The sequence below is a fragment of the Pantoea sp. T14 genome (assembly GCF_036663535.1).
Taxonomy (GTDB): Bacteria; Pseudomonadota; Gammaproteobacteria; order Enterobacterales; family Enterobacteriaceae; genus Pantoea; species Pantoea phytostimulans.
On the sequence record NZ_JAWUEB010000019.1, the window covers coordinates 19,965 to 43,667 of the forward strand.

General features: G+C 52.2%; 19 protein-coding genes. 6 read left to right on the plus strand and 13 right to left on the minus strand.

Annotation, left to right across the window (positions count from 1 at the left end; translation table 11 throughout):
* Positions 1 to 33: 33 nt before the first annotated feature.
* The 4 genes from cysC to cysG are packed head-to-tail and all read right to left on the minus strand — an operon-like array spanning position 34 to position 4,413.
* Positions 34 to 639, minus strand: coding sequence for an adenylyl-sulfate kinase (gene cysC, locus SC127_RS07960; RefSeq protein WP_243079073.1), 606 nt, complete (start codon positions 637 to 639; stop codon positions 34 to 36).
* Complete coding sequence (gene cysN, locus SC127_RS07965; RefSeq protein ID WP_243079072.1) at positions 639 to 2,066, minus strand: sulfate adenylyltransferase subunit CysN; 1,428 nt, start codon at positions 2,064 to 2,066, stop codon at positions 639 to 641. Before cysN ends, cysC begins: the two co-directional genes overlap by 1 nt.
* A gap of 11 nt (positions 2,067 to 2,077) precedes the next feature.
* A complete protein-coding gene (gene cysD / locus SC127_RS07970; protein ID WP_243079071.1) occupies positions 2,078 to 2,986 on the minus strand; it encodes a sulfate adenylyltransferase subunit CysD in 909 nt (302 codons plus the stop codon).
* A gap of 11 nt (positions 2,987 to 2,997) precedes the next feature.
* Complete coding sequence (gene cysG / locus SC127_RS07975) at positions 2,998 to 4,413, minus strand: siroheme synthase CysG (RefSeq protein ID WP_332625938.1); 1,416 nt, start codon at positions 4,411 to 4,413, stop codon at positions 2,998 to 3,000.
* A gap of 255 nt (positions 4,414 to 4,668) precedes the next feature.
* Between cysG and SC127_RS07980 the strand changes: the two genes are divergently transcribed.
* On the plus strand, positions 4,669 to 5,688 hold the full coding sequence (locus SC127_RS07980) for an aminopeptidase (protein WP_215845759.1): 1,020 nt from the start codon (positions 4,669 to 4,671) through the stop codon (positions 5,686 to 5,688).
* A gap of 9 nt (positions 5,689 to 5,697) precedes the next feature.
* Entirely contained in the window at positions 5,698 to 5,982 is a 285-nt protein-coding gene (locus SC127_RS07985) for a YciI family protein (RefSeq protein WP_243079069.1), read from the plus strand.
* Positions 5,983 to 6,152: 170 nt separating this feature from the next.
* Here SC127_RS07985 and cysH read toward each other — a convergent pair whose 3' ends face one another.
* From cysH to cysJ, 3 genes are read right to left on the minus strand one after another with little or no spacing between them, the layout of a single operon-like run.
* The gene (gene cysH / locus SC127_RS07990; RefSeq protein ID WP_215845757.1) at positions 6,153 to 6,887 is read right to left on the minus strand and encodes a phosphoadenosine phosphosulfate reductase; all 735 of its coding nucleotides are present in this window, start codon (positions 6,885 to 6,887) and stop codon (positions 6,153 to 6,155) included.
* Positions 6,884 to 8,608 (minus strand): assimilatory sulfite reductase (NADPH) hemoprotein subunit, encoded by a 1,725-nt coding sequence (gene cysI / locus SC127_RS07995; protein WP_215845756.1) that lies wholly within the window; start codon positions 8,606 to 8,608, stop codon positions 6,884 to 6,886. The genes cysH and cysI overlap by 4 nt, the downstream gene beginning before the upstream one ends.
* On the minus strand, positions 8,608 to 10,413 hold the full coding sequence (gene cysJ / locus SC127_RS08000) for an NADPH-dependent assimilatory sulfite reductase flavoprotein subunit (RefSeq protein WP_215845755.1): 1,806 nt from the start codon (positions 10,411 to 10,413) through the stop codon (positions 8,608 to 8,610). Before cysJ ends, cysI begins: the two co-directional genes overlap by 1 nt.
* A gap of 298 nt (positions 10,414 to 10,711) precedes the next feature.
* Between cysJ and queD the strand changes: the two genes are divergently transcribed.
* A complete protein-coding gene (queD, locus tag SC127_RS08005) occupies positions 10,712 to 11,071 on the plus strand; it encodes a 6-carboxytetrahydropterin synthase QueD (RefSeq protein ID WP_215845754.1) in 360 nt (119 codons plus the stop codon).
* A 200-nt stretch (positions 11,072 to 11,271) separates the two neighbouring features.
* The gene (locus SC127_RS08010; protein WP_243079067.1) at positions 11,272 to 11,871 is read left to right on the plus strand and encodes an inorganic diphosphatase; all 600 of its coding nucleotides are present in this window, start codon (positions 11,272 to 11,274) and stop codon (positions 11,869 to 11,871) included.
* A gap of 33 nt (positions 11,872 to 11,904) precedes the next feature.
* On the opposite strand, the gene queE is transcribed toward SC127_RS08010, so the two are convergent.
* Positions 11,905 to 12,576, minus strand: coding sequence for a 7-carboxy-7-deazaguanine synthase QueE (queE, locus tag SC127_RS08015; protein ID WP_243079066.1), 672 nt, complete (start codon positions 12,574 to 12,576; stop codon positions 11,905 to 11,907).
* Between the two features lie 34 nt (positions 12,577 to 12,610).
* Between queE and SC127_RS08020 the strand changes: the two genes are divergently transcribed.
* The gene (locus SC127_RS08020; protein ID WP_279234007.1) at positions 12,611 to 12,739 is read left to right on the plus strand and encodes a hypothetical protein; all 129 of its coding nucleotides are present in this window, start codon (positions 12,611 to 12,613) and stop codon (positions 12,737 to 12,739) included.
* On the opposite strand, the gene eno is transcribed toward SC127_RS08020, so the two are convergent.
* From eno to rlmD, 5 genes are all read right to left on the minus strand, one after another.
* On the minus strand, positions 12,726 to 14,021 hold the full coding sequence (gene eno, locus SC127_RS08025) for a phosphopyruvate hydratase (RefSeq protein WP_215845750.1): 1,296 nt from the start codon (positions 14,019 to 14,021) through the stop codon (positions 12,726 to 12,728). The two genes, SC127_RS08020 and eno, sit on opposite strands and share 14 nt — an antisense overlap.
* A gap of 76 nt (positions 14,022 to 14,097) precedes the next feature.
* Positions 14,098 to 15,735: a glutamine hydrolyzing CTP synthase gene (gene pyrG, locus SC127_RS08030; RefSeq protein WP_215845749.1), complete on the minus strand. Its 1,638-nt coding sequence runs from the start codon at positions 15,733 to 15,735 to the stop codon at positions 14,098 to 14,100.
* Between the two features lie 229 nt (positions 15,736 to 15,964).
* Positions 15,965 to 16,753, minus strand: a complete 789-nt coding sequence (mazG, locus tag SC127_RS08035; RefSeq protein WP_332625940.1) for a nucleoside triphosphate pyrophosphohydrolase — start codon at positions 16,751 to 16,753, stop codon at positions 15,965 to 15,967.
* Between the two features lie 426 nt (positions 16,754 to 17,179).
* A complete protein-coding gene (gene relA / locus SC127_RS08040) occupies positions 17,180 to 19,411 on the minus strand; it encodes a GTP diphosphokinase (protein ID WP_215845747.1) in 2,232 nt (743 codons plus the stop codon).
* A gap of 32 nt (positions 19,412 to 19,443) precedes the next feature.
* Entirely contained in the window at positions 19,444 to 20,760 is a 1,317-nt protein-coding gene (gene rlmD, locus SC127_RS08045; RefSeq protein WP_332625942.1) for a 23S rRNA (uracil(1939)-C(5))-methyltransferase RlmD, read from the minus strand.
* Positions 20,761 to 20,849: 89 nt separating this feature from the next.
* Here rlmD and barA point away from each other — a divergent pair, with 89 nt between their 5' ends.
* Positions 20,850 to 23,579 carry a two-component sensor histidine kinase BarA gene (gene barA, locus SC127_RS08050; RefSeq protein WP_332625944.1) on the plus strand — a complete coding sequence of 910 codons (2,730 nt, stop codon included), beginning with the start codon at positions 20,850 to 20,852 and terminating at the stop codon, positions 23,577 to 23,579.
* Positions 23,580 to 23,703: the final 124 nt, after the last annotated feature.

A 23,703-nucleotide genomic window follows, 5' to 3' on the forward strand; every position in this document is an offset into this window, starting at 1 on the left:
GCGGCAAATCACAGGCGATTTGCCGCTCTCTTTTCAGGATCTGATGATATCGCGGTCACGCAGCAGGTCTAACAATTGGGCGGCGAGTTTTGTAACCAATTGTTCGCCATCAAGCTGAATTTCTGGCTGTTCTGGCGCTTCATATACGCTATCAATGCCAGTGAAGTTACGTAACTCACCGGCACGCGCTTTTTTGTACAATCCTTTCGGATCGCGCGATTCGCATACTGACAAAGGCGTATCAACAAACACTTCAACAAACTGACCTTTATCTAACAGATCGCGCACCATTTGCCGCTCGGCACGGTGGGGTGAAATAAAGGCAGTTAACACCACTAAACCCGCATCGACCATCAGCTTCGCCACTTCGCCAACCCGACGAATATTCTCTTTGCGGTCGTCATCACTAAAACCGAGATCGCGACACAAGCCGTGACGCACATTATCGCCATCGAGCAGATAAGTGCTGACACCAATACGATGCAGCGCCTGCTCAAGTGCCCCTGCCACGGTGGATTTTCCCGAGCCCGAAAGCCCGGTAAACCACAGCACCACGCCTTGATGGCCGTGCTGCTGCTCTCGCGATTCACGCGTTACCGGATGATCGTGCCACACCACGTTATCATCGTGTTGCGCCATTATTGACCACCCAACAGATCGCGGGCGTTCCAGTGTGGGAAATGACGGCGCACCAGCGCATTCAGTTCCAGCTCAAACGCACTGAACTCGCCAGTCGCGCGTGGCGCATCGACTTGCGGTTCATGGATCATGCCTGCGCCCACAGTGACGTTGCTGAGGCGATCGATAAAGATCATCCCGCCTGTCACCGGATTCTGCTGATACTTATCCAGTACCATCGGCTCATCAAACGTCATCTCAACTAAACCAATACCGTTCAGCGGCAGGCGGTCGACATCGCGTTTTTCCAACGAGTTGATCTCAACCTGATGAATCACTTTTTCTACGCGACCGCGCGCTTTCTTACCGGCGATTTTAATGTCGTAACTTTGGCCAGCCTGCAGCGGCTGTTCAGCCATCCACACCACGTCAATAGTGGCGGCTTGCACTACATTTAGTTCAGCGCTGGCATCCACCAGCAGATCGCCACGGCTGATATCAATTTCATTTTCCAACACCAACGTGATCGCTTCACCCGCGCCCGCTTCTTGCAAATCGCCATCAAAAGTCACAATGCGCGAGATGTTCGACTCAACGCCAGACGGCAGCACTTTTACACGCTGGCCCACTTTCACCACGCCAGACGCCAGCGTACCGGCGTAGCCGCGGAAATCCAGGTTGGGGCGATTAACATACTGCACCGGGAAACGCATCGGTTGATGATCGACCACGCGATTTAGCTCAACCGTTTCCAGCACGTCCAGCAGCGTGGGCCCGCTGTACCACGGCATGGTTTGGCTCGGTGACGCAACGTTGTCCCCTTCCAGCGCCGACATCGGTACAAAACGGATATCCAAATCTTCCGGCAGCTGCGCGGCAAAATCGAGGTAATCCTGTTTGATCTGCTCGAATACCTCTTGCTTGTATTCCACCAAATCCATTTTATTGATCGCCACTACCAGATGTTTAATCCCCAGCAGCGTAGAAATAAAGCTGTGACGGCGGGTTTGATCCAGCACGCCTTTACGCGCATCGATCAACAAAATTGCCAAATCACAGGTTGAGGCGCCGGTTGCCATATTACGCGTGTACTGTTCGTGTCCAGGCGTGTCGGCAATGATGAACTTGCGCTTTTCCGTAGAGAAATAGCGATAGGCTACGTCAATGGTGATGCCTTGCTCACGCTCAGCTTGCAGGCCATCCACTAGCAGCGCAAGGTCGAGTTTTTCGCCTTGGGTGCCGTGACGTTTGCTGTCATTGTGCAGCGATGAAAGCTGATCTTCGTAAATCTGTCGCGTGTCATGCAGCAGGCGGCCAATCAGCGTACTTTTACCGTCATCAACGCTGCCGCAGGTCAGAAAACGCAGCAGGCTTTTATGTTGTTGTGTGGTCAGCCAGGCTTCAACGCCGCCCTGGTCGGCAATTTGTTGTGCAATTACAGTATTCATCTGGCGTCTCCTTAGAAATAACCCTGACGTTTTTTCAGTTCCATCGAACCGGATTGATCGCGGTCAATCATGCGGCCCTGACGCTCGCTGGTAGTAGAAACCAACATCTCTTCGATGATCTCCGGCAGCGTTTGCGCTTGCGATTCAACAGCACCGGTCAGCGGCCAGCAACCAAGAGTACGGAAACGCACCATGCGCTGCTTGATCACTTCGCCAGGTTGCAGGTCAATACGATCGTCATCCACCATCATCAACATACCGTCGCGTTCCAACACCGGACGCGGCGCGGCCAAATACAACGGAACAATGTCGATGTTTTCCAGAAAGATGTACTGCCAGATATCCAGCTCGGTCCAGTTCGACAGGGGGAAGACTCGAATGCTTTCGCCTTTGTTGATCTGGCCGTTGTAGTTGTGCCACAGCTCAGGACGCTGATTTTTCGGGTCCCAGCGATGGAAGCGGTCGCGGAAGGAGTAGATACGCTCTTTAGCACGCGACTTCTCTTCGTCACGACGAGCGCCACCGAAGGCCGCATCAAAGCCGTACTTATTCAGCGCCTGCTTTAAGCCTTCGGTTTTCATGATATCGGTATGCTTTGCGCTGCCGTGAACAAAGGGGTTGATGCCCATTGCCACGCCTTCCGGGTTACGGTGAACCAGCAATTCAGCACCCATCGCTTTCACGGTACGATCGCGGAACGCGTACATTTCCTGGAATTTCCAGCCGGTATCCACGTGCAACAGCGGGAACGGCAGCGTGCCCGGAAAGAACGCTTTGCGTGCCAGATGCAGCATCACTGAAGAGTCTTTACCGATGGAATACATCATCACCGGATTGCCGAACTCCGCCGCAACTTCGCGAATGATATGGATACTCTCTGCCTCTAACTGACGCAGATGAGTGAGTCGTTTTTGGTCCATCGTTTTTCCTCTCAAGCCAGATTGACAACGGCGGACTCGCGAGTCCCCTGCTGTGCTGAATGTTGAAACCAGGCGAGCTGCCCGTGCAAATTGACCACTTCTCCAATCACTAACAGTGCCGGAGTGGGCGCAGATGCAGCCAGCGCCTCAAGCTGTTCTAAGGTACCGGTCAGCACCTGTTGATCTTGTCGCGTGCCGCGGCTGATGACCGCGACCGGCGTAGACGCGGCGCGCCCATGCTGAATCAACCCTTCGCTGATTTCAGCAGCCTTCACCGTGCCCATATAAATTGCCAATGTCTGACGCGCACGCGCCAAAGATGGCCAGTCGATGCCATCACCATCGGGACGGCAATGCCCGGTGATAAACAGCACGCTCTGCGCATAATCACGGTGCGTTAACGGAATGCCTGCATAGGCTGTCGCGCCTGCCGCCGCAGTAATGCCAGGCACCACCTGAAACGGAATGCCTGCCTGCTGCGCCGCCTGTAACTCTTCGCCGCCCCGACCAAAAATAAACGGGTCGCCGCCTTTCAGGCGCACCACGCGCTTGCCTTGCAGTGCCAGTTTGACCAGCATCTGATTGGTCTCTTCCTGCGGCACCGAATGCGCACCCGCGCGCTTGCCAACACAGATACGATCGGCATCACGGCGAACCAGTTCCAGCACTTCATCGCTGACCAGATGGTCATAAAGCACGACATCTGCCAACTGCATCACCTGCAAGCCGCGTAAGGTCAACAGACCGCTGTCGCCAGGCCCCGCGCCGACCAAAATAATTTCGCCCTGCTGATTCGGCTCGTCGTTGAGTTCACGATCAAGCGTCAGCTTCGCTTCATTCACATTGCCTGCTGCCATTTGGCTGGCGAACAAACCGTTAAAAGCGCGCTCCCAGAAACGACGGCGATCGGACATCCGCGTAAAGCGCTGTTTCACTTTATCCCGCCACTGTCCCGCAACCTCTGCCATTTGGCCTAAGTTAGCGGGCAATAATGCTTCGAGTTTTTCACGGAGCATACGCGCCAGCACTGGCGCGGTGCCGCTGGACGAGATCGCTACCACCAGCGGTGAGCGATCAACGATAGAAGGAAAAATAAAGCTGCACTTCGGTTGGTCATCGACCACATTGACCAGTTTTTGCCGTGCATTAGCCGTTTCGAATACCTGTGCATTTAGCGTATTGTCGTCAGTTGCCGCGATCACCAGAAACACGCCATCGAGCTGGGCGGGATCAAAATGCGTCGCCAGCCATTCCAGCTGTTGCATTTCCAACAGTTCATGAAGCTCGGGGCAAAGTTCGCGAGCAGCAATCTGCACGCGCGCACCCGCGCGACGAAGCAGTTCAATTTTCCGCGCCGCGATATCTCCACCGCCGACAACCAAAACCGGGCGGCCTTTGAGATCGGCAAAAAGAGGCAAATAATCCACGTTAACCTTAGTGTTGTAACTTTGCGTTAACGCGACTATACGTCCCGGTGTTAATCCAGATGAAATTACGAATTGGAATGAGTAGTTACTGAATGGAATAACGAATGCGAAAAGCTCAGAACAAAATGTGCTTAGCAAATGATCTTACTGGGCTTTCAGAGCGATTGAAATTGTGTAATCGGGGTCACAGTTTCATACTAAGCACAGAAAATTTTCGCTAATTTCTGTCATGAGATGAATTACAAGGAACGCCGTATGTTTGCCTCTTTCCGCCTGACCGCGCTCACTGCGCTGCTCTGTTGCGGTTTTATTTTTTCTGCCCAGGCTGCGACTGACGCGCCGGGTCAATTTGCTGAACAGCAAGTCCGTCATATCGCCACCTATTTCCCCGGTCGCATGAGCGGCAGTCCGGCCGAATTAATGGCCGCCGATTATTTAAAACAGCAGTTCACCTCGCTGGGTTTTCAGACTAATACTCGTCAGTTCAATACGGGTTACGACTGGCACGACGCTGACGGGAAAGCGCGTTGGCATAAACTCACCGCAACCTCGGTGATTGCGGCCCGTACAGGCAGCGAGCCGCAGGAAATTTTAATCGTCGCCCACCTTGATACATGGACACCACAAAACAGCAGCCAGGCGAATCAAAATATGGGCGGCCTGCGCCTGCAAGGTGTAGACGACAACGCTTCAGGTTTAGGCGTCATGCTGGAACTGGCGGAAAAGCTAAGCAAAAAACCCCTGCATTATGGAGTGCGTTTTGTGGCGCTTAGCGCTGGTGAAGTTGGTCTGCACGGCATGGATGATTACGTTGCGCGCATGAGCAATAAAGAGAAGAAAAATACGCTGCTGGTTATCGACCTTAATAGCCTGATAACCGGTGATCACCTTTATTTCAACAGCGGCCTGAATACACCACGCGCGGTGCGCAAGCAAACCAGCGAGCGAGCACTTTATCTGGCGCGTGAATTTGGTATTTCGGCAGCGAGTCATCAGTTAAACCGTAAAGATTACCCCGGCATCAATGCATTCGATAAAGCGGGCTTTCCGCTAATGGATGTTACCGCCAGCAACTGGGCATTAGGGGCTAAAGATGGTACTCAGCAGCGCAGCCGCACACACCACTTCCCAGACGGCACCACACGCCATCAGACCGAGCGTGATAATCTGGCTTATCTGGACCGCTGGTTACCGGGCCGCATTACTCTGCGCACCCGAGACAGCGTAAAAGTACTGCTGCCGCTGCTCAGCGAACTCACCAATCCCAAAGTATGAGGATCTGATATGTACGTGGTTTATCTGACCTATTTTCGCCCGGTAGAAGAAGTAGAAGCGTTGCTTGAGCCGCATATTCAGTGGCTGGATCGCTATTTTGATGCTGACGTCTTTATTGCAGCCGGAAGAAAAGATCCGCGTACCGGTGGCATGGTACTCGTTAAGGATATCGATCGTGCCCGACTGGATACTATCCTGGCGGAGGATCCGTTTGTCGCGGTGGCGAATTATGATGTCACAAAGATCAATGTAACGCGCGCAGCAGAGGCATTTGCTGCGTTAAAAGGAATTTAAGTTAAGGCGCTGGCTGTGGATTTTTGGATCTGTGCTGGCTTTTCCCCTCCCTGCCTTCCCCCCGCTTGCGGGGGAAGGAGACGCTGCCACATGCCGCTTCATCACTAACATATGGCAGCATCGCCCTCCGCCATTTATGGGGGAGGAGCGAGGAGGGAAGCAAATGACTATTAGCCTTCGTGCAATCCGCACTCACGCTTTAAACCAAAGAAACGCGTCTCTTCCTCAGCCATGCCGGGTTCCCACTTGCGCGTGGTATGCGTATCGCCAACCGAAAGATAACCCTGATCCCACAGCGGATGATATTTAAGATTATTATCCTGCAAATATTGGTGAATCTGTCGGTTATCCCAGTCGATGATCGGCAGCACTTTGAACACGCCGCGCTGCACGCCCAGCACGGGAAGATTCGCTCGGCTGCCTGACTGATCGCGACGCAGACCTGCAAACCAGGTTTGCGCGCCCAGCGTATCCAGACCGCGATTCATCGGCTCAACTTTGTTGATCTCGTTGTACTTCTCAATTCCTTCAACACCCTGCTCCCACAGCTTGCCGTAACGCGCTTCCTGCCAGGCAGGCGAAGTCTCTGCGCGAAACACTTTCAGGTTCAGGTTGAGCTGGTCAGCCAGCTCATCAATAAAACGATACGTTTCCGGGAACAGATAACCGGTGTCGGTCAGGATAACCGGTATATCCGGCTGTTGACGCGTAACTAAGTGCAGCGACACCGCCGCCTGAATACCGAAGCTGGATGAGAGCACGTAAGCGCCCGGTAAATTCTCCAGCGCCCAACTCACGCGCTCTTCAGCAGAAGATTTTTCCAGCTGAGCGTTGGTTGCGGCCAGCGCCATTGAGCGCTGTACCTTGGACATCTCATTCAGTGCTGCGAGGTCTAACTGACTCATTTTGCCTCCTGATCCCAAAAATCACGTGCTGGGTCCACTACCGGCGTCACAATCCCGGCGCGGATAACGAAGTCGCCAAAACCTTCTTCGCCCTGACGCTCTTTCGCCCAGCGTCCAACCAGCTCATCGATACTGCCAAGGATTTCACCCTCAGTAATATTTTCGCGATACATACGCGGGATGCGCGTACCTATGCGATTACCGCCGATGTGCAGGTTATAACGGCCTGGCGCTTTGCCCACTAAGCCGATTTCAGCCAGCATGGCACGGCCACAACCGTTGGGACAACCGGTAACGCGTAACACTATGTGCTCTTGGCCAACACCGTGTCCGTGCATGATCTCTTCGACTTTAGTGACGAAAGAAGGCAGGAAACGTTCAGCCTCAGCCATCGCCAGCGGACAGGTCGGGAAAGCCACGCAGGCCATGGAGTTTTCACGCTGTGGCGTGACGTTTTCCATTAAGCCATGTGCACGGGCAATCGCTTCGATCGCTGCTTTTTCGCTTTCCGGCACACCTGCCACAATCAGGTTTTGGTTCGCGGTCAAACGGAAATCGCCCACGTGTACTTTGGCAATTTCGGCGATGCCACTTTTCAGCGGACGGCCTGGATAATCGAGCAGACGGCCGTTTTCAATAAACAGCGTTAGATGCCATTTGTTGTCGATGCCTTTGATCCAGCCAATACGATCGCCGCGTGTAGTGAATTCGTAAGGACGAATCGGTTCGAAAGTTAAACCGGCACGCTTTTCCACTTCCGCTTTAAAAGTCTCAACACCAACGCGTTCCAGGGTGTATTTGGTTTTCGCATTTTTGCGATCGGTACGATTACCCCAGTCACGCTGGGTCGTTACCACCGCTTCCGCCACGTCGAGAATCTTCTCAACCGGCAGATAACCAAACTCACTGGCGGTGCGCGCGTAAGTGGCTTTGTTACCGTGCTCAATCGACAAACCGCCGCCGACCAGCAGGTTGAAACCAATCAGTTTGCCTTTCTCTGCCACAGCAACAAAGTTCAGATCGTTGGCATGCAGATCCACATCGTTATTCGGCGGGATCACCACAGTGGTTTTGAATTTACGCGGCAAGTAAGTTTCACCGAGGATCGGCTCTTCGTCGGTGGTCGCCACTTTTTCCTGATCCCACCAGATCTCCGCATAAGCGCGGGTACGTGGCAGCAAATGCTCAGAAAGTTTCTTCGCCCATTCGTACGCTTCCTGATGCAGCTCCGATTCAACCGGGTTTGAAGTGCAAAGCACGTTACGGTTCACATCGTTAGCGGTTGCCAGCGCATCAAGACCCACTTCATGCAGCATCTGATGCGTCGGCTTAACATTTTTCTTCAGGATGCCGTGAAACTGAAAAGTCTGACGGTTGGTTAAACGGATGCTGCCGTAAAGGGTTTTATCGGTGGCAAACTTATCGATAGCCAGCCACTGCGACGGCGTAATTATGCCGCCAGGCAAACGGCAGCGCAGCATCATAGCGTGACGCGCTTCCAGCTTTTGCTCAGCACGTTCGGCACGAATATCGCGGTCATCCTGCTGGTACATGCCGTGAAAACGGATCAGCAGAAAGTTGTCGCCAGTAAAACCGCCGGTCAGGCCATTGTCGAGATCGTCGAGGATGGTGCCACGCAGATAATTACTCTGCTTTTTCAGACGCTCGGCGTCCGCTAATTTGCCTTCGACAACCAGCGGTCCAGGGTGTTTTTCGCTCATTAGTAAACGTCTCGCTGATAACGGCGCTCAATGCGCAGCTCACTTAAAAATTCGTCGGCCGTTTCACGATCCATTCCACCGTGTTCGACCACCACATCCAGCAATGCCTGCTCGACGTCTTTTGCCATTCGGTTAGCGTCGCCGCAGACATAAAGGTGCGCGCCCTCTTCAATCCAGCGCCACACTTCCGCCCCTTTGGCGCGGATTTTATCTTGTACGTAAATCTTTTCCGCCTGATCGCGTGACCATGCCAGATCGATATTGGTCAACAGGCCATCTTTCACATATTTCTGCCATTCAACCTGATACAGGAAGTCTTCGGTAAAATGGGGATTACCAAAGAACAGCCAGTTCTTACCCGAAGCATCTTCATTCTCACGCTGCTGCATAAAGGCGCGGAACGGTGCAATACCGGTACCTGGCCCAATCATGATCACCGGCGCATCCGGGTTGGCTGGCAGACGGAAGTTATCGTTGTGTTCGATAAAGACGCGAATCTCGCCATCTTCTTCAATGCGATCAGCAAGCCAGGTTGAAGCTCCGCCGCCACGCTGGCGCTCTTCGATATCGAAGCGCACTGCACTGACGGTGATATGCACTTCCGTCTCTGTTTCGGCCTGTGAAGAGGCAATTGAGTAAAGGCGCGGCGTCAGCGGACGCAGCAGCGTAGTTAGCTGCTCGGCACTCAGCTCAGCCGGTGCCAAACGAATCATGTCGACAATTGGATAACACTGCGCGTATTTCTGCAGTTTAGCTTTGTCATCCACCAGCGACAGCAGCTCTTCGTTGCGCGACAGCGCCGCGTACTGCGCCACAATCTGCGCGGTATTCACCGTCAGTTCGAAATGTTTTTGTAATGCTTCTGCCAGTGGCAAAGATTTCCCGTTAACGTCAACCGGTTCATCGCCTTTCAGCCACACCAGCTCAAGCAGTTCCTTAACCAATTCCGCATCGTTTTCAAACCATACGCCAAGCGCATCGCCCGGCTGATAGCGCAAGCCAGAATCACCCAGATCAATTTCAATGTGGCGAACGTCTTTGTCAGAATCACGGCCCGTGATTTTCTGGTTTACCGCAAAGCTGGCGGTAAGCGGCGCTTCTTTAGTATAGGGACTGCTGGAAACTTCATTTACGCTGCCTGCGGCTGTGGCAGCAGCTTGCGCTGGCGACTCAGTAGGGACACGTTTTTTCAGAATTTCTGTCAACGCGCTGCGCCAGGCCGTGGCCTGATCTGCGTATTCAACATCAGCATCTACGCGATCCAGCAGCCGCTCCGCACCCAGCTCCGCCAGGCGGCTATCAAAATCTTTACCGGCCTGGCTAAAGAATTCGTAAGAGGTATCACCCAGACCAAACACCGCAAATACGGTACCGTCCATTTTCGGGGCTTTTTTCGACATCAGGAATTTATGCAACGCCACCGCTTCTTCTGGCGGCTCGCCTTCACCTTGAGTCGACGTCACGACCACCAACAGTTTTTCCTGACCGATCTGCTTGAATTTATAATCGCCCGCGTTCACAAGGTTGACGTTCAGTTTGGCAGCCAGCAAGTCGTCACGCAGTTGCTCCGCCAGTCGGCGTGCATTACCGGTTTGCGAGGCTGAAAGCAGTGTAATAGCTGGAATTTCAGCCTGCACAGGCGCCGCGCTGACGGCTACGCTGCCAGGCGTTTGATTGACCATTCCCCAGAAATAACCTGAGAGCCATGCCATTTGGGTAGTGGAAAAATCCGTCGTCGCCGCTTGTAAGCGAGCGAGTTGCTCCGGCGAAAGTGGGAGCATTGAACCTGGTGCCTGAGTCGTCATCGCGTTAAAAATTCCAGTATCAGAAGTCCGAACCGTAAAATGGCGGAAGAGTGGGTAGGTTACCGGGCCGTATATTAACGATTAAATACGCCTTCGACATAATAAATAACCAAAATGACTAAGTGGTTTTTCAGGTAAAGATAATCGGCAAAAGTGGTAAAAAAAGCGCTTATTTATCAGGCTATTAAACAAGCAGATGCAGAGAGAATTGAGCGAAAAAAGCGGCTTTGCGCTTTGCGGGTGCGAAAAATCTGCCTTTCAGGTAGAATTCAGCGGTTTTTAAAGTCTGAGAACCCTTATGTCTACCACGCTATTTAAAGAATTCCAGTTCGAAGCTGCACATCACTTACCGAATGTGCCTGAAGGACACAAATGCGGCCGTTTACATGGTCATTCCTTCCTGGTTCGTCTGGAAATTACCGGTGAAGTGGATGCGCATACCGGCTGGGTAATGGATTTTGCCGAACTTAAAGCGGCGTTTAAGCCGATCTACGATCGCCTTGATCACTACAATCTCAATGATATTCCCGGTCTGGAAAATCCTACCAGTGAAGTGCTGGCAAAATGGATTTGGGATCAAATGAAGCCGCGCTTGCCGCTGCTGAGTGCGGTGATGATCAAAGAGACCTGTACCGCAGGCTGCGTCTACCGCGGCTGATAAACGCTTTGCCTTTCACACTGCAGGTGCGCTAACCGCATTAATCGCGAGTTCGATAGGTTCTACTCGATTTACCGCCCGGTTGCCGCTTTCCTGCAGTTTGAAACGTCTGATCTCTGATTAAATGACTGCCTTCATCTTACTGTCATCTTTGCCCTCTACGTTGTGGTCTCTTTCATTAAAGATCAAGAGAATCAACGATGAATCTGGTAAAACGCCTTTCAATTATTGCTCTGCTTGTTTCAACCTCTGCCGCCGTCCAGGCGGAAAACGTGCTTCATTTCCCGCAGCCTGACAATGTACCGGAAGAGTTTTTCGCGGTAACCGAAATCCCGGCGGGTGGAATAATCAAATATGAAACCGATGCGAAAACCGGTTTTATTGTTGCCGATCGTTTTCAGTCGATGCCTGTTGCCTATCCCGCCAATTACGGTTCGCTGACGCAATCATTGGGCGGCGATAACGATCCACTGGATGTAATCTTTTACACTCGCGCGCCCTTGCAGCCAGGCACGTTGATCAAACTGCGTCCGATTGGTGTGTTGAAGATGATCGACGGTGGCGAAGAAGACGATAAAATCGTTGCGGTACCTGCCAGCAAAATCGATCCCACTTATGATGAGATCCAATCGCTAAGTGATCTGCCGAAGGTTGAAGTGCAGCGTTTAGAAGCGTTTTTCCGCGTCTATAAGCAGTTGCCGGATGGCCGCAAGAAAGTGGAGTTAAATGGTTTTCAAGATGCCGCAGCGGCGAAAACCGAGATTAAGAAAGCGTATGACGCCTGGAAGGCAAAACAGTAACGGTCAGGGCGGCGCATTGCCGCCCTATCCACATCAGGCAATATTCAGATATTTGTGCGTTTGCATCGACAAGCGCCAGTTGCGCGCTATGCACGTTTCGATACAGAGCTTGGTCGCTTCGTCTTTGCGGCTAATAGGCTGCAACGCAATGATGCGCGCCTTGCTGTCTTGCAGACCCGCCAGCAATTCATCTAATGCTTCCACATCGCGCTCACGTGCCACAGGATGTTTGATCTCATCGGCTCGGCTCAGCGCCTGCGCCAATACATCATAACCACCCCGCATGTTCACCTTCGGTGAAACGGTCACCCAGGTTTTTTCAGAGCACTGAATCTCATGCGTGCCGCTGGTTTCAATCTGACAATTAAAACCGGCTGATTCCAGCGCTTCAGTTAAGGGCCGCAGATCGAAAATTGCCGGTTCGCCGCCGGTAATCACCACGTGGCGGGCCGTCCAACCTTGCTGCTCAATGGCATTTAACAAAGTAGCCGCGTCAGCGTCGCCCCAGGCATCGCTTTCCACGGTTTTCACTAAAATATCGCCCAGCGACGTTTCCCGATCCGCCCGCTTTTCCCAGGTATGCTTGGTATCACACCAACTGCAGCCCACTGGACATCCTTGTAGACGGATGAAGATGGCTGGCACACCGGTGTAATAGCCTTCGCCCTGCAGCGTCTGGAACATTTCGTTAATCGGGTAGAACATTTTTTACTCGCTCGGAAAAATCAGGGCGCTGATTATGGCAGATTTACGCCTCACAACAACAGCTGCTGATGCTAAAAAAACAAAAGCCCCGCTCGCTGGCGGGGCTTTATCATCAGGCGTTGCCGCTTTTATGCGGCATCAGCAGCCGATTACTGACCTTTAACTTCTTTCAGGCCATTGAACGGTGCTTTTGAACCCAGCGCTTCTTCGATACGAATCAGCTGGTTGTACTTAGCAACGCGGTCAGAACGGCTCATTGAACCGGTTTTGATCTGGCCCGCTGCAGTACCTACCGCCAGGTCAGCGATGGTTGCATCTTCGGTTTCACCTGAACGGTGTGAAATCACCGCGGTGTAGCCTGCGTCTTTTGCCATTTTGATTGCAGCCAGGGTTTCGGTCAGAGAACCGATCTGGTTGAATTTGATCAGAATGGAGTTCGCGATGCCTTTATCGATACCTTCTTTCAGGATTTTGGTGTTAGTAACGAACAAGTCGTCGCCCACCAACTGAATTTTGTCGCCCAGCACTTTGGTCTGGTAAGCGAAGCCAGCCCAGTCAGATTCGTCCAGGCCATCTTCGATTGAAACAATCGGATATTGCTTGGTCAGATCTTCCAGGAAGTGGGTGAATTCTTCAGAGGTGTAAGCTTTGCCGCCTTCACCTTCCAGCACATATTTGCCGTCTTTGTAGAATTCTGATGCTGCGCAGTCCATCGCCAGAGTGATATCTTCACCCAGTTTGTAACCTGCTGCTGCTACCGCTTCAGCGATAACTGCCAGCGCTTCGGCGTTAGAACCCAGGTTTGGCGCGTAGCCACCTTCGTCACCTACCGCAGTGCTCATGCCTTTGCTTTTCAGCACTTTTGCCAGATGATGGAAAACTTCAGAACCCATACGGATGGCTTCTTTCAGCGTTTTCGCGCCAACCGGCTGGATCATGAACTCTTGAATATCAACGTTGTTATCTGCGTGCTCACCACCGTTGATGATGTTCATCATTGGCAGCGGCATAGAGAATTTGCCTGGCGTGCCGTTCAGTTCAGCGATGTGCTCATACAGCGGCTGACCTTTAGAGGCAGCAGCAGCTTTAGCAGCAGCCAGTGAAACAGCCAGAATGGCGTTTGCACCGAAGTTGGATTTGTTCTCAGTACCGTCCAGGTCGATCATGATTTTATCGATGTTCGCCTGATCTTTCGCGTCTTTGCCTTTTACCGCTTCAGCAATCGGACCGTTTACCGCAGCAACAGCTTTGGTTACGCCTTTGCCCAGGAAACGAGATTTGTCACCGTCACGCAGTTCCAGCGCTTCGCGTGAACCGGTAGAAGCCCCTGATGGCGCTGCTGCCAGACCTACGAAACCGCCTTCCAGATGCACTTCTGCTTCAACAGTCGGGTTACCACGTGAGTCGATAATTTCGCGACCGATGACTTTTACGATTTTGGACATTACGATTTTCCTCAGTACAAGTTAGTCAATCCTAAGACAAGCAACGCGCGAAAAGTTCGCGCGTTGCTCGTGAAACTTACTTCGCTAAACGCTTCTGGTACTCATGCGCGGCTTTTACAAAGCCAGCAAACAGCGGGTGACCATCACGTGGGGTCGACGTGAATTCCGGGTGGAACTGACAAGCTACAAACCATGGGTGATTCGGGATCTCAATGATCTCCACCAGCTGGTCGTCGCCAGAACGTCCCGCAATACGCAGACCTGCAGCCTCAATCGGCTTCAACAACATATTGTTGACTTCATAGCGATGGCGATGGCGCTCAACAATGGTGTCAGTACCGTACAGCTGACGTACTTTGCTGTCTGGCGTTAACTGACAAGGCTGGCTGCCAAGACGCATGGTGCCGCCGAGATCGCTCTGCTCAGTACGGACTTCAACGTTGCCGTTTTCATCACGCCATTCGGTAATTAACGCAACCACCGGATATTTACAGTCTGGCACAAATTCCGTGGAGTTGGCGCCTTCGAGGCCAGCAACGTTACGGGCAAACTCCATCAGCGCAACCTGCATGCCAAGACAAATACCTAAATACGGTACGTTGTTTTCGCGCGCATATTGCGCGGTCATCAACTTGCCTTCGACGCCACGGTAACCAAAGCCACCCGGGATCAGAATCGCATCTAAATCTTTCAGAATTTCGACACCGCGTGATTCAACATCCTGCGAGTCGATCAATTTGATATTTACAGTGACGCGATTTTTCAGGCCACCGTGTTTCAACGCTTCAATAACAGATTTATACGCATCCGGCAGTTCAACGTACTTGCCAACCATACCAATGTTGACTTCGCCGCCTGGATTCGCTTCTTCATAAATTACCTGCTCCCACTCAGCCAGATTGGCTTCCGGTGCGTTCAGGTTGAAGCGCTTACAGATGTAATCATCCAGGCCCTGCGATTTCAGCATGCCCGGAATCTTGTAAATGGAGTCAACATCTTTCAGCGAGATAACGGCTTTTTCCGGCACGTTACAGAACAGCGCAATTTTAGCGCGTTCGTTGGCAGGCACAGCGCGGTCGGAACGACAGATCAACACGTCCGGCTGAATACCAATGGAAAGCAATTCTTTCACTGAGTGCTGCGTCGGTTTGGTTTTCACTTCACCGGCTGCTGCCATGTAAGGTACCAGCGTCAGGTGCATGTACATGGTGTGTTCACGGCCCACATCAACTGCCATCTGACGAATGGCTTCAAGGAATGGCAATGATTCGATGTCACCGACGGTACCGCCGATTTCAACCAGAACCACGTCATGGCCTTCGCCGCCTTCAATAATGCGTTCTTTGATGGCGTTAGTGATGTGCGGAATGACCTGAATCGTCGCACCCAGATAGTCGCCACGGCGCTCTTTGCGCAAGACTTCTGAGTAGATTCGGCCTGTAGTGAAGTTGTTGCGACGCGACATGTGCGTGCGAATAAAACGCTCGTAGTGACCCAAATCCAGATCGGTTTCGGCCCCATCGTCGGTAACGAAGACTTCACCGTGCTGCGTTGGGCTCATGGTACCCGGATCCACGTTGATGTACGGGTCCAGTTTCATGATGGTCACGTTCAGACCACGTGCTTCGAGAATGGCTGCGAGGGAGGCTGCGGCAATGCCTTTACCCAGAGAGGATACAACCCCGCCGGTCACAAAAATATAATTCGTTGTCATGCTGAACCTGAGAGTTTAGGTTTAAAGACGGTGGAATAACCAGGACGGGAAAACAGTATACTGGAAACCGCTATCAGCCACAATTGATGAATCACTGCCATCCTCCAACGCAATGCTGCGGCTAACATAACGGATAGCAGTAAATGAAAGTTTGATGTATGTCACAAAGTTACTGTGACGCTGAATCGTGTAAGCTTAATTGGCTATTTTATGCGCAGAGGTGGAATAATCAGCTTTTCTCTCGCGTTTTAACCTGTTGCCAGGCTTCTTCCATTTGTTCCAGCGTTGCACCCGGCATGCTCAGACCTTGCTCAGCAATGATTGATTCAACCTGACGAAAACGACGTTCGAATTTATCATTGGCTTTTTGCAGGGCGGTTTCTGCTTTACTGCCCAAATGCCGTGAAAGATTCACCGTAGCAAACAGCAGGTCACCAATCTCCTCTTCCAGCTTTTGCTCATCAATCACCGATTGCTGCGCTTCATGCATCACTTCGTCGATCTCTTCATGCACTTTATCGACGACCGGGCCTAATGTCGTCCAGTCGAACCCAACGTTGTGACAACGCTTCTGAATTTTGTGCGCGCGCATTAACGCCGGCAGCGCTTTGGGAATGTCGTCGAGCGCGGAATGCTGCGCTTTTTCTGCACGCTCGGCGGTTTTGATGGCTTCCCAGTTTTTCAAAACTTCAGCGCTGTTATCCGCTTTGACATCAGCAAAAATATGCGGGTGGCGACGCTCCAGTTTATCGCTGATGGCGTGGCAAATATCGTCAAAGTTAAAGCGATCTTGCTCGTTGGCCATTTGCGCGTAGAACACAACCTGAAACAGCAGATCGCCCAACTCGCCACGCAGATCATCAAAATCTTCACGCTGGATGGCATCGACGACTTCGTACGTCTCTTCTAATGTGTAAGGCGCAATGCTGGTAAAGGTCTGTTCGCGATCCCACGGACAGCCGTGTTGCGGATCGCGCAGGGTTTTCATAATGCCCAGCAGGCGATCAATTGAATTCATGGGGAAGATCCTTTGGGGAATGATTTTGAGTTGGATTTTATGCGTTTTATTACGCTGTCTGTCTTCTGAAGTGCGAGGTTGTTTGTCCCCCACCTCGGTCCTCCCCCATAAATGGGGGAGGAAGATGCTGCAATATGTCTGCTCTATACCTGCATGTGGCAGCGTCTCCTTCCCCCGCTACGCGGGGGAAGGTCGGGATGGGGGGCAGCACGCAGATGAGGTTGTTTGTCCCCCACCTCGGTCCTCCCCCATAAATGGGGGAGGAAGATGCTGCAATATGCCCGCTCTGTAGCTGCATGTGGCAGCGTCTCCTTCCCCCGCTGCGCGGGAGAAGGTCGGGATGGGGGACAGCCAGCATGCTCTTTCCTGCTAGCACGCTCTTTCCTGACAGCACACTCTTTCTGACAGCAAACTAAACGCGCATCATCAATGCAAACGGCGGGCATCAATGATATCGGAGACCTGATTCAGGCGCGCCAACACGCGGCCCAGCACCTGCTGGTTATAAATCTCAATATCCATATCAATCGTTGCCAGCTGCTTTTTAGTATCGCTGCGGCTGGAGACGCCCAACACATTCACTTTTTCGTTGGCGAGAATGGTGGTGATGTCACGCAGCAACCCGCTGCGATCGTTGGCCGTCACGCGCACCACCAGCGAGTAGCCGCTGGAATAGCTTTCTCCCCACACAGCATCAACGATGCGCTCTGGTGCATGGGAAATTAGCTCAGCAAGCTGATCGCAGTCGGCGCGATGAATCGAAATACCGCGTCCGTGAGTAATAAAGCCCACAATGTCATCGCCAGGAATCGGCTGGCAGCAGCGTGCAATGTGATGCATTAAATTGCCGACGCCTTCCACCACCACGCGTCCGCTCTCTTTACGCGACGGCGCTGAGTAGGATTTTTGCGTCAGCTGGCGCAGCGCTTCACGATCCTGCTCTTCAGCACTCGGCTTGTTAAGCTTGGCCTGCAGGAAGTTTGCCATCTGATTAAGACGAATATCGCCCCCGCCAATCGCGGCGAGCAGCTCTTCTAGCGAGGTGACGTTATAGCGCGGCAGCAGCAGTTTTTCAGCTTCTTTCAGGCTGATATCCATCTGGCTCAGTTCGTTGTCCAGAATCTGCCGTCCGGCGAGAATATTCTTGTCGCGATCCTGCTTGCGGAACCAGTTATGAATCTTAGAGCGACCGCGGCTGGTGGTGATAAAACCCAGATTAGGGTTGAGCCAGTCGCGGCTTGGATTCGGCTGTTTCTGGGTGATTACTTCAACCTGATCACCCATCTGCAATTGATACGTAAACGGCACAATACGACCGCCAATCTTCGCGCCAATGCAGCGATGACCGATATCACTGTGTATGTGATAAGCGAAGTCCAGCGGCGTTGAACCCGCTGGCAGATCAACCACGTCGCCTTTGGGTGTAAAGACATAAACGCGATCGTCAAAGACCTGGCTGCGCACCTCTTCCAACAGCTCGCCAGAGTCAGCCATCTCTTCCTGCCAGCCGATCAGTTTACGCAGCCATGCAATGCGCTCTTCGTGGCCCGCTGAGCCGCGCGCATTGCTGGAAGAAGGCCCTTCTTTATATTTCCAGTGCGCCGCAACGCCCAGTTCGGCATCTTCATGCATCTGGCGGGTACGTATCTGAATTTCAACCGTTTTGCCTTTCGGGCCCAGCACTACGGTGTGAATGGATTGATAGCCGTTGGGCTTTGGATTGGCGACGTAATCATCGAACTCGCTGGGCAGATGGCGATAAAGCGTATGCACCGTGCCTAATGCGCCATAACAGTCTTGCAGACGCTCAGCCACAATACGCACTGCACGCACATCAAACAGTTCATCAAACGCCAGCGACTTTTTCTGCATCTTACGCCAGATACTGTAGATATGTTTTGGGCGCCCGTACACTTCAGCGCGTACGCCCTCTTTTGCCATCTCTTTACGCAGATTATCGACGAAATTTTCGATGTACTGTTCGCGGTCAATGCGGCGTTCATGCAACAGTTTGGCGATGCGCTTGTATTCATCAGGATGCAGATAGCGGAAGCAATAATCCTCCAGCTCCCACTTCAGTTGACCAATGCCGAGTCGGTTGGCCAACGGCGCATAAATATTGGTGCTCTCTTTTGCTGCCAGCACGCGCTCATCTTCCGGCGCGTCTTTCATTTCGCGCAGGTTCATGATGCGTTCGGCTAATTTCAACACCACGCAGCGGAAATCTTCTACCATCGCCAGCAACATGCGGCGAACATTATCCACCTGCTCGGAGGCCATTGAGTCATTATGAATGGCTTTGAGCTGGCGTATCGCATCCATGTCGCGTACGCCGTGTACCAGCGAGACAATGCCTTTGCCGACCGCTTGCTCAAGTTCCTCTTCACTCACCACTTCATCATTTGCGAGTGGGAAAATGAGCGCGGCACACAGGCTGTCGATATCCATACTGAGCATCGAGAGGATTTCGACCATCTCAATACCACGCCACAGCAGCAGAGATTGATCCGGATGGTTGTGCGTTTGGGCTTCACAATAGCGCCAGGTTTCGGCAAGTCGTTGACATGATTGCGGGTTGATCATGCCAAGACTGGCGATCCACTGGTCGAGGGCAAACTCCCCCGCCGTATTTAAATGCGCACTTCTAACCGCAACCATATCCTCTCCTGCACACCGATCTTAATGATCGCTTATGTTTTTTTGAACAGCACCATGGATTCGAGATGACGGGTATGTGGGAACATATCCAGCATCGCGACCCTTTCCAATTGGTAGCCCGCCAACAGCAATGTCTGGCTGTCGCGAGCGAGTGTCGTGGGATTACACGAAACATAGACCACACGTTGTGGTGCAAGTTTAACCACATGCGTCATCACGCCTGCGGCACCGGCACGCGCCGGATCGAGTAATACCTTGTTAAATCCTTGCGCCGCCCACGGCTGGCGCGAAACATCTTCCTCCAGGTTATGCTGGAAAAAGCTGACATTTTTAAGACTATTCAGGTCCGCATTATACGCTGCCTGCCGTACTAATGCTGCAACGCCCTCCACACCAACCGCATTTTGTACGACTTTTCCTATCGGAAGTGTGAAGTTTCCCATGCCGCAAAACAGATCTAATACGCGATCGTCTGGTTGCAGATCCAGCCAGTCAATTGCCCGGGCTACCATCTGTTGATTGACCGCATCGTTTACCTGAATAAAATCTTGCGGACTGAAGGTTAACTTAAGTTTGTGTGATTGATAGAACGGTTGGTTATTACTTAGAGCCGTTAAGTTTTCGCTGCCGTCATCCAAAAACATCATCAACTGATGCTTATGCGAAAAGCGTTCCAGTTTTTCTCTGTCGTCGACATGCAGCGCATCAAGATGACGTAAAACCATCAGCGGGCCATTATCTGCCTGTACCAGCTCAACATGTCCCAGCCTTTTAACCGCTTTTAACTCACGCAGACACTGGCGTAACGGCGTGATCAACGCCTCAAGTTCGGGCGTCAAAATGGGGCATTGCTGAATATCGACCAGATCGTTACTGGCTTCCTGACGAAACCCCATTCGCAGCTGTTGGCTTTTGTTTTGCCATTGCAATCCCAGCCGTGCTCGGCGGCGATAGCCCCAAGGTTCTCCGGCAATAACTTCATCCACGGCCACTACGCGTTGCGCTTCTTTACTTAACATCCGGCTTAGCGCTTGCGCTTTACTCTGCTGCTGTAAAACAACATCAACATGCTGCTGTTGGCAGCCACCACAGGTATTAAAATGTGGGCAGCGCGGTGTAACGCGTGCCGGGCTGCTGCTTAACAAGCGCGTGACTTTCGCTCGGGCAAATTGGCGCTTATCCTCAGTTAAGGTAATTTCTGCCTGTTCGCCTGGCAACGCACCGCTGACAAATATCGTTTTGCCTTGGTGCCGTGCGACACCTTGTCCAAATGGATCAAGGTCTTCGATGGTGACGGTAATCCGTTGTTTGGTCGTCACGCGCTGTTTTGCGGTGTAAAATTGCGCCATAGTGTTGTTAATTCTCTTTCTCAAAAATCGGCGTGCATGGGTTTACCGACGGGATGCACAAGGATGTAAATGCCGGAGTCAGCCGTATTATGACGAAATACAGCCTGCGGGCGCGAATGATGATTTTAATATTGGCCCCAACCTTAATGGTGGGCCTGTTGCTCAGCTCTTTCTTTGTCGTGCACCGCTATAACGAACTGCAGCGACAAGTCATGGATGCTGGCGCGAATATCATTGAACCCCTGGCAATTTCCAGCGAATACAGCATGACGTGGCATAACCGCGACACGATGCGCGAGCTGGTTAGCCTGCTGCATCGGCGTCATTCCAATATTGTCCGTGCGATTTCGGTTTTCGACAATAATAACCAACTCTATGTCAGCTCAAATAACAAACAAAACCTCAGCCTGTTGCAGAAAGAAGATATCAACGCCCTGCCAGATGATGTCTCAATGGAACGGCACGGCAACGTCTTAATTTTACGCACACCCATAACGTCTGAACGTTATGCGGTAGATGAAATCCCCAGCGAAGATGCAAAACCTTCTGGCAATCCACTGGGATATGTCGCGATAGCGCTCGATCTGCAATCAGTGCGCTTGCAGCAATACAAAGAAGTCTTTGTTGCCACGCTGATGTTGCTGTTCTGTTTATGCATCGCCATGCTGTTTGCTTATCGTCTAATGCGTGACGTAACCGGCCCGATTCGCAATATGGTCAGCACCGTTGACCGCATTCGCCGCGGCCAACTCGACAGCCGCGTTGAAGGCTACATGCTGGGTGAGTTAAGCATTCTCAAAAATGGCATCAACGCGATGGCGATGTCGCTGACTGCTTACCACGAAGAGATGCAGCACAATATCGATCAGGCTACCTACGATCTGCGTGAAACGCTGGAACAATTAGAGATTCAGAACGTTGAGCTGGATCTTGCGAAGAAGCGTGCACAGGAAGCGGCACGCATCAAATCTGAATTTCTTGCCAATATGTCGCACGAGCTACGAACGCCGTTAAATGGCGTGCTCGGTTTTACCCGCCAGATGCTGAAAACCCCGCTGCGCACTACGCAACGCGACTACATGCAAACCATTGAGCGCTCTGCCAACAATTTGCTAAGCATCATCAACGACGTGCTCGATTTTTCAAAACTGGAAGCGGGCAAACTGGTACTGGAGTCTATTCCGTTCCCCCTTCGCGCCACGCTGGATGAAACGCTGGTGTTACTGGCACCTTCTGCGCATGACAAAGGGCTGGAATTAACAGTGGTGTGCGACAGCAGTGTGCCAGACAACGTGATTGGTGATGCGCTGCGCCTGCAGCAGATCCTGATTAACCTGATTGGCAATGCGATCAAATTCACCGAAAAAGGCACCATCGATCTCAAAGTAGCGCAACGCGCTATTACCCCTTCGCGTATCGAACTGGAAATTCAGGTACAGGATACGGGCATTGGTATTTCTGAGCAGCAGCAAATGCAGCTATTTCAGGCGTTTCGTCAGGCTGACGCCAGCATTTCACGTCGTCATGGCGGCACTGGCTTGGGTTTGGTCATTACGCAAAAGTTGGTGAATGAGATGGGTGGTGAAATCACCTTCCACAGCCAACCGGATCAAGGTTCCACCTTCCGAGTGAGAGTGCAGCTTGATCTCAATCCCAATGCCCCGAGCATGCCTCGCGTGTTAGACGCCTTGTCTCATTCGCGCATTGCTTATGTAGAAGCCAATACCCGTGTGGCGAAAACCGTGTTGAAGATGCTGAGTATGACGCCGTTGCAAATCGATTACAGCGAAACACTGGAAGGGCTGAGTGAAGATCACTACCCGCTGCTATTAATGGCGATGCCAGTGAATGTTACTCAACATCAGTTGCTGGCCGATGAGCTGATTAATGCGCTGCTGGATCGCGCTGACAACGTACTGCTGGCGCTGCCAAGCCCAATGATGCTGCTGGCCGACGAGCTAAAAGTACGCGGTATTGATGGCTGTATAGCCAAACCGATCTCGCAGACGCGCCTGCTGCCAATGCTACTGGATTTGCATACCCGCCAGTTAAACGAACTGCCCGCCTCACCGCGTTTGCCGCTGGCAGTAATGGCCGTGGATGATAATCCTGCCAACCTCAAATTGATCGGTGCACTGCTGGAAGAGCAGGTGCAAAAGATCGTGTTGTGTAACAGCGCAGAACAAGCGATTCATCAGGCGCGTTTACAGCCGTTAGATGTCATCTTGATGGATATTCAAATGCCGGATATTGATGGCATCCGCGCCAGTGAAATTATTCGTACCCTGCCTCAGCATGCGCATACACCGATTGTTGCCGTAACTGCGCATGCGATTGATGGCGAGCGTGAACAGCTTATCAAAGCGGGAATGAATGATTACCTTGCCAAGCCAATTGATGAGAGCAAGCTCAGTCAGCTGCTGGCGCGTTACACGCCAACGCCAACCGTGCAGACGCCAGAGCTGCCGCAAATTCTGCCCACGCTGGATTGGGCATTAGCGTTACGCCAGGCCGCCAATAAGCCCGATTTAGCCCGAGATATGCTGCGTATGCTGCTGGAGTTTTTACCGGAAGTGCACGAGAAGATTGCGCTGTTTATCGCTGCTAACGATGTGACTGGGTTGCGTGAAATTATTCATAAACTGCACGGTAGTGCCAGTTATAGCGGTGTGCCGCGCATGAAGCAGTTGTGTCATCAACTGGAAAAGGAGCTGCTGCAGGCCAGTGATATTGACGCGCTTGAGCCGGAGCTGCTGGAGTTGCAGGATGAGATGGAGAATGTTGCAAAAGAAGCGCGGCGAGTTCTGCATCTGGCGTAAAATAAGCGCGATTTCTTAAGCTTTGTTAGGTGCTGTTGATTTCGCTTCTCGGTCCGTTGAGTCTGAGGTCGTTTATCCCCCATCCCGGTCTTATCCGCTGAAGCGGAGGAAGGCGACACTGCCG

Bases quoted from the DNA above. Each gene is read 5' to 3' on its own strand.
- queD (WP_215845754.1), top strand. From the start codon at position 10,712: ATGTCTACCACGCTATTTAAAGAATTCCAGTTCGAAGCTGCACATCAC.
- cysI (WP_215845756.1), bottom strand. From the start codon at position 8,608: ATGAGCGAAAAACACCCTGGACCGCTGGTTGTCGAAGGCAAATTAGCG.
- pyrG (WP_215845749.1), bottom strand. From the start codon at position 15,735: ATGACAACGAATTATATTTTTGTGACCGGCGGGGTTGTATCCTCTCTG.
- SC127_RS08020 (WP_279234007.1), top strand. From the start codon at position 12,611: ATGGCAGATTTACGCCTCACAACAACAGCTGCTGATGCTAAAAAAACA.
- relA (WP_215845747.1), bottom strand. From the start codon at position 19,411: ATGGTTGCGGTTAGAAGTGCGCATTTAAATACGGCGGGGGAGTTTGCC.
- mazG (WP_332625940.1), bottom strand. From the start codon at position 16,753: ATGAATTCAATTGATCGCCTGCTGGGCATTATGAAAACCCTGCGCGAT.
- cysN (WP_243079072.1), bottom strand. From the start codon at position 2,066: ATGAATACTGTAATTGCACAACAAATTGCCGACCAGGGCGGCGTTGAA.
- SC127_RS07980 (WP_215845759.1), top strand. From the start codon at position 4,669: ATGTTTGCCTCTTTCCGCCTGACCGCGCTCACTGCGCTGCTCTGTTGC.
- queE (WP_243079066.1), bottom strand. From the start codon at position 12,576: ATGTTCTACCCGATTAACGAAATGTTCCAGACGCTGCAGGGCGAAGGC.
- cysJ (WP_215845755.1), bottom strand. From the start codon at position 10,413: ATGACGACTCAGGCACCAGGTTCAATGCTCCCACTTTCGCCGGAGCAA.
- cysD (WP_243079071.1), bottom strand. From the start codon at position 2,986: ATGGACCAAAAACGACTCACTCATCTGCGTCAGTTAGAGGCAGAGAGT.
- cysH (WP_215845757.1), bottom strand. From the start codon at position 6,887: ATGAGTCAGTTAGACCTCGCAGCACTGAATGAGATGTCCAAGGTACAG.
- SC127_RS07985 (WP_243079069.1), top strand. From the start codon at position 5,698: ATGTACGTGGTTTATCTGACCTATTTTCGCCCGGTAGAAGAAGTAGAA.
- eno (WP_215845750.1), bottom strand. From the start codon at position 14,021: ATGTCCAAAATCGTAAAAGTCATCGGTCGCGAAATTATCGACTCACGT.
- barA (WP_332625944.1), top strand. From the start codon at position 20,850: ATGACGAAATACAGCCTGCGGGCGCGAATGATGATTTTAATATTGGCC.
- cysC (WP_243079073.1), bottom strand. From the start codon at position 639: ATGGCGCAACACGATGATAACGTGGTGTGGCACGATCATCCGGTAACG.
- rlmD (WP_332625942.1), bottom strand. From the start codon at position 20,760: ATGGCGCAATTTTACACCGCAAAACAGCGCGTGACGACCAAACAACGG.
- SC127_RS08010 (WP_243079067.1), top strand. From the start codon at position 11,272: ATGAATCTGGTAAAACGCCTTTCAATTATTGCTCTGCTTGTTTCAACC.